Raw genomic sequence first — 12,972 nt, forward strand, 5'->3', positions numbered from 1 at the left:
GTGCCTAATTAGAGTTTCGCCCTAAGCGTAGTGCGTTCGCGGGCGCCGGTGCATGTTCGGCGCTCTCATATGTGGGTGCACATAAAAATCTGGCGGGCACCAACCCCCTCGTCGGTGCCCGCCAGTTCGCGTTCGCTCTGTGTTAGTTGTTAGTTCGATGCGCGGTCGATCGCCTCAAGGATCGTGCGCGTATCGTACGTGAGCAAGTATTTGAGGAACTTCATGACACTCTCCCTTCGGTTTCATTTACTTTGTTGACCGTTTGTTAACTTGCTGTTTACTTTAAAGAATTAGTGGGTGAAAGTCAAGCATTTATTTTCACCCACTATCTCGCTTTTCCGTTTACGCAGTTCAGAGTGACTTTTCGACGCCCCCACCGTTACCCCTGTGACTGGTGTGAAACTGTGCTAGTTTGCAACCATGAACCGCAAAGCCCTCGGAGCACTCGCCGCCTACTGCTGCGTCGTCATTGCGTTAACAATGTGTAAAGCGTTCTTCCGCATCGGCTACCTCTGGGACCCAGCCAACCAACGCCGCCGCGGCCTCTCACTGCAACCCCTCGCCGAGCTTCACGACGCCCAATCCTGGTTCGCGCCCCTCTTCGGCTACGGCGGCAACATCGCCTTCTTCATCCCCGTCGGCGTGCTCGCATACGTTGCCTTCCGCGACGCCCGCTGGGCCGTGCTGTTCGGGTTCGGGCTGAGCCTGGCCGTCGAAACGGGACAATACATCTTCTCGCTCGGCTATTCAGATATCGACGACCTCCTCATGAACACCGTGGGCACCCTGGTGGGCGTCGGCATCGCGCGCGCATGCGGCCCGCGCCTGCACACCTTCTGGATCGTGCTCGGCTACGTCGTGCCACTGTGCTTCCTCGGCCTCGTGTTCGTCGGCGAGCGCCTCGGCGACCCCTCCAAGGTCACCGAAGTCTACTGACATGCACTAGCCTTGCAACCTATGGATTTCTTGATTGGCGGGGCAGGAATTTTGCTCTCAGCGTTTGCTGTCATGTTCATCTCAGGCTCGACAGGCGCTATCATCGCGGCCGCCTGCGCGATCGTGGGAGTGGTGTTCCTTATTAAAGGTGCGCAGCGCTAGCGCCTCCGCACCAGCTGGACCGCGCTCAACAACACCACCAGGCCGATGGGAATGAGGAACATAAAGAGGTTGATGATCGGCAGGGACATCTCCGCCCGATACTCTTCCCACCGCGCCACCGCCATCGACCCCCACCCGACCACCAGGCACACCGCGGCTAACCACACCGTCACAACTGCCCTTCTGTAGCCGCGCCCCCACGCAGCTTGCGTGAACCAGACCGCACCGCCCAGCGCAAGCAGCGCCGTCGATGCCTCCACGATGCCGCACACCATGGTCATAGTCATGAATTCCACGGAGCTACCGAGCAGGATCTGCGTACCGATCGCCAGCGCAAGACACACAACCATCGCCGTCGCGTAGGTCCGGAGAATGCTTCGAGGTTCCATGTGCACATGGTACAGAGGTTTCCCCTCCTATCCTTTTGAAAAAGTTCCCCGCCCAACTTTTTCAGTGACCACCACCCGCGGAACAGCACGTCACCCCCTTCGCTACGGACCCAACGCCCCAATCGGCGCAACAATCACACCGTCCGCACGCCTGTGGACCGGACCCCCTGAGGTCACGATGAGCAAAACTGTTTCCCGTTCAAGCTGATCCGCAAACCGTTTAAGCGTATCTGCGGCGTGGTCAAGAATCTCTGGCGTATAGCCAAGCTTCACTTCGACGAGTAGATCAACATCGTCAAAGCTGACTACAGCATCCACTTCGAGCTTGGTATTCAGCCTTGCGTGGTACACCGTCTTGCCAGTCAACGCGCGTAGTTCGTGCACAACGAGCGACTCAAACAGTTGCCCAAAATAGCGGGGATCCTGCATCAGATGATGTGGGCCTCGCTCAAGCACAGCCATGGCGAACGAAGGGTCAGCGAGGTGACGCTTGGGAGACTTTCGCAACGTTGCTTTTGACCTCAGGTGAGTCGACCAGGCTGGCTGATCCACGGAGACGAAAATCCGAGAAAGCGCGTCAAGGTAGTCACGCGCCGTATCGCGACTCACTTCGACGTCGGTTGCAATCATCTGTAGGCCAAGCTCTGTCCCCACGGCTCTTGCAATAGAGCGCAAAACTCTACGAACCCGTTCCGAGTCACGAGTCACATCCCCAACCGTGTGAATGTCTACGTCCGCGACTGTTTGCATGTAGTCGCGGACGTTTTGAATGGCATCTTCCAAAGAAAGATCCATATTGTAGGGCAGGCCACCACGACACATCCGATTCGCTAAATCCGCAAATGCGAGTGGCGGAGTTGCAAAAGCAGGAGACTTACCAGCAACGACATCCCGCAAAGACACCGAGCCATCCGATTCGCCGGATTCAAATAGCGTCATGGTCGACATCGTCAATCGCGCAAATCTACCTGCCCCGGAGTGGCGAGTCGCGTTCACCCCAGGCGCTGTCGAGCCTGTGAAAATGAACTGCCCTTTCGCTTTGCGCCGATCAATTTCGTGTCGTGCAAAATCCCACAGGCGAGGATGCAGTTGCCACTCGTCGACAAGGCGAGGTGCCTCCCCATCGAGCAGCCATCGCGGATCGGTAGCCATCGCCAGTGGGACGCTGGGATCGGTTTCAACATTCAAAATGCTTCCCGCTTGTCGGCTTGCCGTCTCTGTTTTCCCGCAGCCTTTTGGTCCCTGGATGAGCACCCCACCTTGCCGCCGAAGCGCTGCCTCTAATTGAGCGTCCGCAATGCGGGCAATATACGAATCCACCATGAGGATAAATCATAGCCATGAACTGCCTATTCCACACTTTGAAATGGTTTCACTCGTCATTTTGAAATACTTTTACTCGGCAGTTTGGAATGGTTTTACTCGCCACTTTGAAATCCACTCCTACCAAAACCGAAAATCTGCTACAGCCTTGCCCCCGCCTGGAATACGAGACACGTTGTGCGGCCCCGCTGCCGGGATAGCCGCGCGTAAATCTGCTAACGCCACCGAAGCCATTCCTATCCGCTCGACTGAGAGAGGCTTCATGGCTACGTCTCCATCCTCGGCAGCTCAGGCTGCAGAAAATCGGCCGCTGTCCATTATGTTTGCGGCGGCGCTTGCTGCGTTTATCGCTACGTTTAATGAAACGTTCCTCAACGTCGGCTTCACCAACATCATGGCCGACTTCAACATTGGCGTCTCGACTGTCCAGTGGCTCGCCACGGCATACATGCTGGGCGCGGCCGTCATGACGCCCACCGCGGGTTTCGTCTCCGACGGCGACGTGCTCGACGTCATCGGCGACTCCGTCCAGGCGCTCACCACACCGTATGCGCTGCTCGCGCACAACGACTCGACGGAGTTCGGTACCGACGTCGCCGTAGTCCTCGACCGGCCAATCGTCTCCATCGCGACCAAGTCCGTCATCACGGTCAACGTCAACAACGACCTCGGGCACATCTCCTCCGTCCTCGCCGATAAACACCTAAAGAAGGCGCTGGTTGTGGCGGATGACGGCACCGTCGTGGGCATCATCAACCGCTCCGACATCAACCGCTACCTCGTATCGACGTTCGTCGACCCGGTCCCGAGCGCCTAGACAAGGATTGCCCATTAGGCAAGGCATACCTTAGAGTGGTCACGTTGGGTCAGGGAGACCTAACGCGAAATTCTTTAACCACCTACGAAAGGTGCAACCTTGACACTCTTTACCCCTCGCGCCCTGAAGGGGATCGCAGCCACGTTCACTGCGGCGCTCATGCTTGCCAGCTGCTCCACCGGATCAAGCGATTCGACAACCGCTCCCGAAACCTCCAATGCCAACGGGTCAGAGGAGCGCATTGTGACAATGGGTCTCGGCGACGTCGATACGGTCCTTGCGCTCGGTGAACAACCGGTCGGTTACGCCACCTGGCAACAGGAAGGTTCGGGAGACCCTTCCGGACTTGGACCATGGGCCAAGGACAAACTCACAGTCGACCCAAACCCGATCCGGGATACGACCACCGAGTTCAGCACCGACACTGCCGAAAGAGTTGCCTCGCTCAACCCGACAAAGATCATTGCGGTGAACAGTGGTCTCGAAGCTGACAAGAAGGCGCTGCTCGAGCAAATTGCGCCAACTACCTTCCACTCGGATGCATACGAAGATTGGCAAGTGCCGTGGGATGAGCAGATTAAGGAAATCTCCAAGGCGTTGAATAAGGAAGCCGAAGGCGAAAAACTCATCGCCGATTCCGAGCAGGCTTTCCAAGATTTCCGCGAAGCTCACCCTGAGTTGCAAGGCAAAACAGCGGTAATCGGCATGCCTTACGACGGAAAGTTTGGCGTATACACCTCGGGCGACGGCCGCGGCTCCTTCATTGAAAAGCTTGGTTTCAAGATCCCAGAGAAGTTCAACGGCGATGGCTCCAGCTTCTTCCTCGACTGGTCGCCTGAAAACTACGTCGACTTCAACGACGTGGACTACCTCTTCGTGCTGGACTACTACGGCGCAATCGATGCGCTGAAGAACGACGAGAATTTCATGGACCTTGATGTCAACAAGCGTGGCGGGGTCTACTGGCTAGACACCGATACCGCCAATGCAATGAGCATGCCGAACCCCCTCACCATCCCGTACGCAATCGAGCAAATCAAAAAGTCGCTCTAGAAGTGGTGCTTACCGGGGGACAACCAGTGGGCCCCCATTTACCGGGTCGGTTGCCACGACAGCAGGCAGATCAAAAACGCTGTTCAGCAAAGTCTCCGTGACCACCTCGGCAGGCGCACCGACCGCACGAACCTCGCCACGCTGCATCACGATAAGTTGATCCGAGTAGCGTGCTGCGAGGTTCAAATCATGCAACACCATGAGCACGGTTCGCCCCTCTTGATCAGCGAGTCGACGTACGAGCGACAAGACCTCGACGGAGTGAGACAGGTCGAGGTATGTCGTCGGCTCGTCCAAAAACACGAGCGGAGTGTCCTGCGCCAAGACCATCGCGATCCAGGCACGCTGGCGCTGTCCGCCAGAAAGCCGTTCGAGTGGACGATCTGCAAACTCTGCAATATTGGTCAGTTCCATCACCGCATCAACCGCACGCGCATCCTCAGCAGAAGCCTGTCGTAGCCAAGACTGATGCGGGTGGCGTCCGCGGCTGACCAAGTCACGAACCGTCAGTTCCTCGGGGGCGACAGGCGTCTGTGGCAATACTGCTAGCTGACGCGCAATCTCTCGGCGCTTCATTTTCGACGTGTCTACGCCGTTCAGCATTACCGTGCCGCCATCGCGCGCAATAAGCCCTGCTGTAGCTCGCAACAGCGTTGACTTGCCGCAACCGTTGGGGCCGATGATTGTGGTGACACCGCCTTGGGGCACGTCGAGATCAATGCCGTCAACGATGACGGAAGCCCCATAACTCACCTTGAGATTTCGAACCTGAAGCATCATACGGACACCTTTCGTGTTGCGCGTAGCAGTGTGTAGAGCAGTGCTGCGCCACCAATCGCAGTTGTAGCTATGCCCACCGGCAAGTTCCCCGGCACCAGGGTGCGCACTGCTAAGTCTGCGCCAGACACAATCGCCGCGCCAGCGAGCATCGCTGTTCCTAAAGGTGGCGTTGCTGCTTGTGTGATCTTGCGTCCAATCTGTGGCGCAACAAACGCCACAAAAGCTATCGGACCAGACGCCGCGACGGCCACCGATGCCAGCACTACAGCCATGAGCATGAGGATGAGTTGCATATGCCGGGGCTCCACCCCGAGGCCAGCAGCCGTATCCTCCCCGAGCGAGAGCGCCTGCAGATTGAAGGCTGCCCACCGCAAGAACGGAACGACGACTGCCAGCGCAATAAGTACGGCGAGTGCATCGCGCCAGCTAGCAGAACCCACCGAGCCGGTCACCCACGCCTGCGCCTTGCCCACGTCACGATAGTCGGCGCGAACGAGCAGGAACGAGGTATATGCCATCGCCAGTGCATTGATAATGATCCCGGCGAAGACAAGCTGGAAAGACCCGAGACCCGCGCCACGGCTCAGCCACCAGATTGCCGCAGACACTGCTAATCCACCGAGGAACGCACTGAGCGGGACCCCCAGAAGATGCAGCAGCATTCCGGAGCTTCCACCAGCAAGTAACGCAGTCAATGCGAAAGCGGAGGCACCCGAAGTGACGCCCAAGATGTCTGGGCTCGCCAATGGATTCCTCGTGATGGTCTGGAAGATCGCCCCCGCAAAACCAAGCGCAGCTCCTACTCCCAAAGCAGTTACCACCCGCGGCAGACGCCACTGAACAATCACCGTACGAGCCAATTCTGTGGATTGGCCCATGAGCGCAGAAGCGACATCCCGCACCGTAAGCCCGAAGTCCCCGACTATAACGCCGCCAAGGGCCGCGGCGAAAGCCAACACCGCAAGGACACCATTCGTCACGAAAACCCGCATCACAGTTTCGCCCCTTTGCGCAAGAGGTACAGGGCAAATGGGGCACCAACGAAGGCGAGCGTGATGCCCACCTGCAATTCGCCGGGCCTGGCGATGACGCGGCCGATAACGTCGGCAAGCAAAAGCAACGTGGCCCCAGCCAACGCGGAACACGGTAGTACCCAGCGGTAATCGGGCCCCGTGAAGGCGCGCAAAAGGTGTGGAACAACCAGACCGACGAACCCGATTGGGCCCGCCCCAGCCACCGCGGCACCCGTGAGCAATGCAACCAGGACGATGCCCACGGCCCGCGAGAGGGGGACGCTCACGCCAAGTGCGCTTGCCACATCGTCTCCCAAGTTCAGGAGGTTCACCCTGTTTGCCATGGCGAAGGCCCCCACTAGTCCGAGGAGAATCACCGGGGCAAGCACCGCGACCACCTGCATGTCGCGCCCAGCGATAGCGCCCGCCGTCCAAAACCGCATCTCGTTGAGGCTTTGTGTATTCGTCAGCACGATGCCACTGGTGAGCGCACTACAAACCGCGCCCAGCGCAGAACCACCGAGCACAACCATGATCGGGCTCGATCCCAGGCTCCTCATACTGAGTGTGAACACGAGCGCCACCGCAAGTATTGCGCCGAGGAATCCCACCCCAACAGTGCCCAACACCGTCATTGAGCCATGAAAGGAAATGGCTGCAGCCACCGCAAGCGCCGCACCAGGGCCTACACCCAGCAAGTTTGTGTCTGCGAGCGGGTTTCGGGTGTGTCCCTGCAGCAACGCCCCCGCTGTGCCCAAGGCTGCCCCCACCAACAGGCCGAGCAGGGTGCGCGGAACCCGAAGCTGTGCAATGATCTTCGCCTCGTCGCTGGAGGCCTCAAGCCTCTCGGCTCCTCCCGAGAATGCCAACACAATTCCGTCGCGAACCGCGCCCAACGTCGCCCCGAAACCCATTTCACGCGCCCCGAACAGAAGAGACACTAATGCCGCGCACACGGTGGAAGCCGCAAGGAAAGCGACAAGCCCTACACGTTTATCCACTTTGTAACCCCGTTATCGCCAATACCCCATAAACGACACGTGGTGGCGAGGCACACCCGCCTCTTTCACCAGGAGCCGCCGCATCGCCGTCACAGCCGTGTTCTTCCCTGCGATCCAGTAATAGGTGTGCCCTGCAGTATCCGACGTGGGACCTATCAATTCTCCACTGCTGGAATACGTGGGTGTCTCCCAGACTTCATCGAGCTGGGCTTCATCCACAAGACCAGGTTCTCCATTTTCCAACGAAGCGAAGGCACAACGGGATCCAACTTCCTGTTTCAGCTGCGCAAGAAGCAAGCCTCCATAGTCGAAGTCCCCCTCTGCACGAAAATGCCACCGGACATCAACCTGTGAAGGGGAGTCGATGGGCAGGTGATTGCCGGCGGGCACCTCGATATCAACCGAACCAGCGAGCCCCTCGGGCCAATCCTCCAGGATACGAGCCATTGCAGGCAACGCGGTTTCATCGCCGTAAAGACGGGCAATCCCAGCAGATCCGGGGTTAAATTCAATACCAACACCGGAATCATCGTCGCGGGTTGGTCCAATAATCAGCAGCTGCTGTCCAGGGTGAGCGCCTTGTGCCCACGCCGAGGCGGGACCGGGACTATCGCTGTGCAAAACAAAATCCACATCCACTTCGTCAGGGCTGTCAGCACTTCGCCGGAACTCCCGAATGGAATAGGTACGCAGGTGTCCGCGCGTGTGCTCCGGCATCGCACGCCATGTGTCCCACCACCCCTCTTCGGGAAGCTCGAACAGACCGCTGGCAGGCGGGATCAGCAGCTTGATACGCAAATCTCTGATCGGAACGGCGGGCCCCATGGCGTCGATCCCGGTGAACGTCACCCGCTGGAAACTCGGCGCAATACGTTCACTCCGGACGACGGTTGCAAGAAAAGACCTAAAACTCACCCCGTAAATTATATAGGCTTGCCTAACCTATAGAAAGTGTGAAGCGCGCAGTCCCCTAGCGCCCGCGTAGCTGGAGTCGGCTAGCCACCTTCAAAGCAGGTGACAGCAGGGGCATCATCAACCGCTACCTCGTATCGACGTTCGTCGACCCGGCGAAGTAAAAGGCGGATACATTCTCTTTAGCGATGGGTAGGACGCACTGATCGGAACCGGTTTGGTGCTTGTCCGACGCAAGCGGCCCAGAGACTCCCTGTCACCAGGAGTGAGCGCGCTCGTTGTTCATATCGTCGTCGGCACCCATCCATTAAGCTCTGACACAGTGATTTCGACCCGCCATTTCGTCTGAAGGGAATAACATGCGCAGGCCTTACTACAGGACATCACGCGGACGCGTCATTGCAGGGGTCTGTGCAGGGCTCGCAGAACGCTACGGTCGCAGCCCAGACACAATCCGTTGGTGGTATGCAGTCGCGCAACTATTTAGCTTGCCCGCCATTGCCACCTATATCCTCCAGTGGTTGTTGTATCCGCTCGACGATAATCCTGAGCCGCCGGAACCTGAGCGACCTACAGACTGACCAGCAAGAGACGAGGTGGCGTGCCAGGTACCGCGCGCCACCGAATCTATCGGCAACGTCCTACACGTACAGGTGCAGTCCCGTACATTTATGGCATACCTATTAGTAGCTACATGCCGCTAGGTGTTTCCACATGTTTCATTTCCTTCCGTTACTAGCCATCCTTCTCGATTACTTCCTCGAAGTTCCGGATGCAGCATCGGAGCCAGAGTCACCGTTAGCGAGCATCATCAGCGTCTTTGGACCGTATTCGGCGTTGGTGTTTGGAATAGCCGCGCTGCTTTTGCGACCGCTACCCCGGAAGTTTTCGATTATCGCCAGCGCAGCCGGCCTGCTGGGCCTCATCGCAATCATTGTGCCCATGGTCCTGGCCCCCAGCCCAGAATCGTTTATACACGTTTGGATTCCGCTTCCGGCAGGGTTACTGCTCGCAGGAATCTACGTCCTCATCATTTCCCACATAGAGCAGGCCAATCCCGTGTTAGTACTTCGTCAAGACACGAGCAGGCTATCGATGCCCGGCGCGATCACGGCCGCTTTTCTCATTCTTACTGCGGGGCGGCTACTCACTGCCCATGCGTGGCCGTCCCCGGAGGCAATCTTGGTAGGCACCGTCTGTACCCTGGCCACGCTCGCGTTTTATGAGATGAATTGGAAGTACCTGGTTGGCGCTGTGGTCATTATTCAAGCTGCGCAAATGTTTTATTCCGTACTCCCGGTCGAGGCATACATGCTCCACGAGGTGCAGCTTGCCGTCAAGGTTGCTTGCATTCTCGAGATTATCCGCGCAGGCACCCGCGAACATCTACTGAAGCAAGCATCGCGCAGCGAATCCCCGCGCAGCTGCTGAGGAAAAACGTGTAAGCGTGGCTTGTGCCTTCCGGCGGATCTGCACCGATCAGATCGATAGCACTACCCGCTCATAGTCTTCTACCAGCACGTTCGGCACTTTGAAATGGTTTCACTCGTCATTTTGGAGGTCCATCCCCACCGACAGCACAAAGCCCTCAACCGAGCGCCCATGCCACTTCGCCCTGACAGATGCTCTAGACACTGCCATCATGCCCAGGCTGGCAATTGTTCACCCATTCGGTACAGATGGTGAGGCAATCATTGGGAGCAGGTGCGCTTTCCACCTATCCTTTGATGTTGCTTCAAATAGCAAAGGATAGATGTCTAAGTTTATAGGTTGGGTACGACATCACAACTTTGCATGCTAACTTATGACGTATGGTGTGGCCGAGTGTGACTTATGAGACTTTGCCGTGGCAGGCTGCAACCGAGAATATATCGCGTCGGGCGCAGCTACGTACGCCGCGAAAATACGAGAGCGCCATAGTCCCGCGCATCGCTGACGAGGAATTGCAGCTACGCCCTGAAACGCTTGCAGCCGCGGATCGAGCAACCATCGCGGTGACGCGTTTCGACGCCACACACGCCACAGACCTCATTCCTTTTATCCCACTTTTGTTGCGCAGTGAAGCCGTCGCATCGAGTAGAATTGAACAGCTTACCTCTTCGTCTCGCAAGATATTTGAAGCGGAACTTTCTGGTTCGGGGTCGGCCAATGCAAAGCTGATCGTGGCGAATGTTCGACAGATGCAACGGGCGATTGCAGTTGATACAGCAACAACTGAAACGTTGTTGGCAATGCACAGTGTGCTTCTGCAGGACGCTGCACCGAGGATCGCAGGTCGACTGCGCGAGCAGCCGGTGTGGATCGGTGGACCGGACAACCACCACCCGGGCGGTGCATTGTTCGTTCCGCCGCACCACGATCATGTACCGGAGCTGTTGGCGGATCTGGAGAGGTTCATGTCGCGCCGCGACATCCCAGCGTTGGCGCAGGCCGCGATTACACACGCTCAGTTGGAAACCATCCACCCCTTCGCGGACGGAAACGGGAGGACAGGGAGAGCCCTCGTTCATGTGTTGCTGAAAACCCACGGCATCAGTGTCAATGGGTCGGTGCCAATCTCTGCAGGTTTGCTATCCCATATTGATGACTACTTTGCTGCACTGGACGCATACCGGCAAGGTGACGCCGACCAAATCGTCAACCTTTTCGCAGCAAGTGCGCTCGAAGCCGTCGAGTACGGCACGTGGATCGCAGATGAACTGAATACGCTGCTGGATGAGTGGAAGCAACAGTTGGCCGCACGCTCCGATGCCCTTGTATGGAGAGTGCTCCCGTTGTTGTTGCAGCGGCCGGTAATCACCACGCGGATTGTGGTAGAGGAATTAGGAGCGACGCAGACCTCAGCAGGAAATGCGCTCGAAGCACTCGCGCAGGTCGGCATCGTTACCGGAGCACAGCTGGACAGACGCACCCGCGCCTGGCGAGCCCCCGACGTGTTGGATTTGCTCGATGAGTTCGCCGAGCGGAGGCGACGCACTTGAGACGCAGAGCCCAGCGCCGCGATGCCTTCGACAAGAATCACTTGGTTGACTTTGATGGCAACGGCGACGCTGGCATGCATCGCACTGATCGTGGCAGGACCTGTGCCGAATATTCGGTGGGCCGCGCTGGTGGGCGCAGCCGCTGGCTGCCTGGTACGCATCACCGATAGGAAGAAGCCGTAGCGTAGGGCCAAGAGCTGCGCGCACCAAATCCCCGAATTTCGGTTGGGCGCCGAGACGTTTCCCCAGGTCGCGCGAAGTCGACGCGGGAATTTGGTGCGCGTACAAGAGAAAGAGTGCCAATAGACACAACCCGAATTACCCTAGACATTCAAACTAGCAGGTAAGAAATGTTCTAGATATAAACGGGTGCGTCCTTTGGCACTCACCCCTCAAGACCCCGCCGAAACCCCAAGCGAACCCCTAGTGCCCGCGCTTCTGGTCCAGCGGCTCGCCGTCCTCGAAGTGGGGGCGCAGGTGGTTGTCGAACAGGGACAGGGCAGCGCCGATGGCCATGTGCATGTCCAGGTACTGGTAGGTGCCCAGGCGGCCGCCGAACAGGACGCCGTTCTTGCGGGATTCCTCGGCGGCGAGTTCGCGGTATTTCAGCAGCTTGGCGCGGTCTTCGGGGGTGTTGATTGGGTAGTAGACCTCGTCGTCGTCCGTGGCGAAGCGGGAGTACTCCTTCACGATCACCGTCTTGTCCGTTGGGTACTCGGTGCGCTCTGGATGGAAGTGGCGGAACTCGTGGATGCGGGTGTAGGGGACGTCGGCGTCGTTGTAGTTCATCACCGAGGTGCCCTGGAAGTCGCCTGTGTCCAGTACTTCCTGTTCGAAGTCGAGGGTGCGCCAGCCGAGGTGACCTTCGGCATAGTCGAAGTAGCGGTCGAGTGGACCAGTGTAGACCACTGGGATCCCGGTGAATTCGTCGCGAATGTCGAACCAGTCGGTGTCGAGGCGGACGTCGATAAGTTCGTGGTCGGCCATGTTCTCGAGCCAGGCGGCGTAGCCGTCGACGGGCAAGCCTTCGTACTTGTCGTTGAAGTAGCGGTTATTGAAGGTGTAGCGAACTGGCAGGCGGGAGATGATTTCCGGCGGTAGTTCGGTGGGATCGGTCTGCCACTGCTTGGCGGTGTAGTGCTTCACGAATGCCTCGTACAGCGGCTTGCCGATCAGCGCGATGCCACGCTCTTCGAGGTTCGTAGCCTCGGCGGGATCGCGGCCCTCGCGCTGCTCCTCGATCAGCTTGCGGGCCTCGTCCGGCGAGTAGTACTTGCCAAAGAACTGGTTGATCAGGCCCAGACCCATTGGGAACTGGTAGGCGGTGCCGTCGTGCATCGCGAAGACGCGGTGCTGGTAGTCGGTAAAGGAGGTGAAGCGGTTGACGTACTCCCACACGCGCTCGTTGGAGGTGTGGAACAGGTGCGCACCGTACTTGTGCACCTCAATGCCGGTTTCCGGCTCCTTTTCGGAGTAGGCGTTGCCGCCGATGTGGTTGCGCTTCTCCACCACGAGCACCCGCTTGCCTAGCTCGCTGGCGGCCTGCTCTGCCACGGTGAGGCCGAAAAATCCGGATCCAACAACAATGAGGTCGTAAGTCATACG

At 58.2% G+C, this 12,972-nt stretch carries 15 protein-coding genes; 8 read left to right on the top strand and 7 right to left on the bottom strand.

The window, feature by feature from the left end; all coding sequences use genetic code 11:
• Positions 1-420 precede the first annotated feature (420 nt).
• Positions 421-936, top strand: coding sequence for a VanZ family protein (locus tag HMPREF3170_RS10920; protein ID WP_070479666.1), 516 nt, complete (start codon positions 421-423; stop codon positions 934-936).
• Between the two features lie 21 nt (positions 937-957).
• Positions 958-1,098, top strand: coding sequence for a hypothetical protein (locus HMPREF3170_RS11780; protein WP_168156157.1), 141 nt, complete (start codon positions 958-960; stop codon positions 1,096-1,098).
• Here HMPREF3170_RS11780 and HMPREF3170_RS10925 read toward each other — a convergent pair.
• Both HMPREF3170_RS10925 and HMPREF3170_RS10930 read right to left on the bottom strand, forming a co-directional pair.
• A complete protein-coding gene (locus HMPREF3170_RS10925; RefSeq protein WP_141742289.1) occupies positions 1,095-1,487 on the bottom strand; it encodes a hypothetical protein in 393 nt (130 codons plus the stop codon). The genes HMPREF3170_RS11780 and HMPREF3170_RS10925 overlap by 4 nt on opposite strands.
• A gap of 102 nt (positions 1,488-1,589) precedes the next feature.
• Entirely contained in the window at positions 1,590-2,810 is a 1,221-nt protein-coding gene (locus HMPREF3170_RS10930) for an ATP-binding protein (RefSeq protein ID WP_070479670.1), read from the bottom strand.
• Positions 2,811-3,072: 262 nt separating this feature from the next.
• On the opposite strand from HMPREF3170_RS10930, the gene HMPREF3170_RS11610 reads away from it, so the two are divergent.
• Both HMPREF3170_RS11610 and HMPREF3170_RS10940 read left to right on the top strand, forming a co-directional pair.
• Positions 3,073-3,627, top strand: a complete 555-nt coding sequence (locus tag HMPREF3170_RS11610) for a CBS domain-containing protein (RefSeq protein WP_240492774.1) — start codon at positions 3,073-3,075, stop codon at positions 3,625-3,627.
• Positions 3,628-3,726: 99 nt separating this feature from the next.
• Entirely contained in the window at positions 3,727-4,680 is a 954-nt protein-coding gene (locus HMPREF3170_RS10940) for an iron-siderophore ABC transporter substrate-binding protein (RefSeq protein ID WP_246814977.1), read from the top strand.
• 9 nt (positions 4,681-4,689) lie between these two features.
• Here the strand turns inward: HMPREF3170_RS10940 and HMPREF3170_RS10945 are convergent, their stop codons facing one another.
• The 4 genes from HMPREF3170_RS10945 to HMPREF3170_RS10960 are packed head-to-tail and all read right to left on the bottom strand — an operon-like array spanning position 4,690 to position 8,389.
• On the bottom strand, positions 4,690-5,460 hold the full coding sequence (locus HMPREF3170_RS10945; RefSeq protein ID WP_070479672.1) for an ABC transporter ATP-binding protein: 771 nt from the start codon (positions 5,458-5,460) through the stop codon (positions 4,690-4,692).
• A complete protein-coding gene (locus HMPREF3170_RS10950; RefSeq protein ID WP_083290998.1) occupies positions 5,457-6,452 on the bottom strand; it encodes a FecCD family ABC transporter permease in 996 nt (331 codons plus the stop codon). Before HMPREF3170_RS10950 ends, HMPREF3170_RS10945 begins: the two co-directional genes overlap by 4 nt.
• Positions 6,452-7,474: a FecCD family ABC transporter permease gene (locus tag HMPREF3170_RS10955; RefSeq protein WP_070479674.1), complete on the bottom strand. Its 1,023-nt coding sequence runs from the start codon at positions 7,472-7,474 to the stop codon at positions 6,452-6,454. Before HMPREF3170_RS10955 ends, HMPREF3170_RS10950 begins: the two co-directional genes overlap by 1 nt.
• Before the next feature lie 12 nt (positions 7,475-7,486).
• Positions 7,487-8,389 (bottom strand): siderophore-interacting protein, encoded by a 903-nt coding sequence (locus HMPREF3170_RS10960; protein WP_070479675.1) that lies wholly within the window; start codon positions 8,387-8,389, stop codon positions 7,487-7,489.
• A gap of 356 nt (positions 8,390-8,745) precedes the next feature.
• Between HMPREF3170_RS10960 and HMPREF3170_RS11455 the strand changes: the two genes are divergently transcribed.
• The 4 genes from HMPREF3170_RS11455 to HMPREF3170_RS11785 all read left to right on the top strand — a co-directional run bounded on the left by HMPREF3170_RS11455 (position 8,746) and on the right by HMPREF3170_RS11785 (position 11,550).
• Positions 8,746-8,967 (top strand): PspC domain-containing protein, encoded by a 222-nt coding sequence (locus tag HMPREF3170_RS11455; RefSeq protein WP_083290999.1) that lies wholly within the window; start codon positions 8,746-8,748, stop codon positions 8,965-8,967.
• A gap of 133 nt (positions 8,968-9,100) precedes the next feature.
• Entirely contained in the window at positions 9,101-9,817 is a 717-nt protein-coding gene (locus tag HMPREF3170_RS10965) for a hypothetical protein (RefSeq protein WP_070479677.1), read from the top strand.
• A gap of 395 nt (positions 9,818-10,212) precedes the next feature.
• Complete coding sequence (locus HMPREF3170_RS10970; protein WP_246814978.1) at positions 10,213-11,367, top strand: Fic family protein; 1,155 nt, start codon at positions 10,213-10,215, stop codon at positions 11,365-11,367.
• Positions 11,368-11,412: 45 nt separating this feature from the next.
• Positions 11,413-11,550 carry a hypothetical protein gene (locus tag HMPREF3170_RS11785; protein ID WP_168161647.1) on the top strand — a complete coding sequence of 46 codons (138 nt, stop codon included), beginning with the start codon at positions 11,413-11,415 and terminating at the stop codon, positions 11,548-11,550.
• 240 nt (positions 11,551-11,790) lie between these two features.
• Here HMPREF3170_RS11785 and glf read toward each other — a convergent pair whose 3' ends face one another.
• Complete coding sequence (gene glf / locus HMPREF3170_RS10975; RefSeq protein WP_070361762.1) at positions 11,791-12,969, bottom strand: UDP-galactopyranose mutase; 1,179 nt, start codon at positions 12,967-12,969, stop codon at positions 11,791-11,793.
• Positions 12,970-12,972: the final 3 nt, after the last annotated feature.

Source organism: Corynebacterium sp. HMSC08D02, assembly GCF_001807505.1.
GTDB lineage: Bacteria > Actinomycetota > Actinomycetes > Mycobacteriales > Mycobacteriaceae > Corynebacterium > Corynebacterium pseudogenitalium.

Coding starts and splice junctions, on each gene's coding strand:
- HMPREF3170_RS10920 (WP_070479666.1), top strand. CDS start 421: ATGAACCGCAAAGCCCTCGGAGCACTCGCCGCCTACTGCTGCGTCGTC.
- HMPREF3170_RS11780 (WP_168156157.1), top strand. CDS start 958: ATGGATTTCTTGATTGGCGGGGCAGGAATTTTGCTCTCAGCGTTTGCT.
- HMPREF3170_RS10925 (WP_141742289.1), bottom strand. CDS start 1,487: ATGGAACCTCGAAGCATTCTCCGGACCTACGCGACGGCGATGGTTGTG.
- HMPREF3170_RS10930 (WP_070479670.1), bottom strand. CDS start 2,810: ATGGTGGATTCGTATATTGCCCGCATTGCGGACGCTCAATTAGAGGCA.
- HMPREF3170_RS11610 (WP_240492774.1), top strand. CDS start 3,073: ATGGCTACGTCTCCATCCTCGGCAGCTCAGGCTGCAGAAAATCGGCCG.
- HMPREF3170_RS10945 (WP_070479672.1), bottom strand. CDS start 5,460: ATGATGCTTCAGGTTCGAAATCTCAAGGTGAGTTATGGGGCTTCCGTC.
- HMPREF3170_RS10950 (WP_083290998.1), bottom strand. CDS start 6,452: ATGCGGGTTTTCGTGACGAATGGTGTCCTTGCGGTGTTGGCTTTCGCC.
- HMPREF3170_RS11455 (WP_083290999.1), top strand. CDS start 8,746: ATGCGCAGGCCTTACTACAGGACATCACGCGGACGCGTCATTGCAGGG.
- HMPREF3170_RS10965 (WP_070479677.1), top strand. CDS start 9,101: ATGTTTCATTTCCTTCCGTTACTAGCCATCCTTCTCGATTACTTCCTC.
- glf (WP_070361762.1), bottom strand. CDS start 12,969: ATGACTTACGACCTCATTGTTGTTGGATCCGGATTTTTCGGCCTCACC.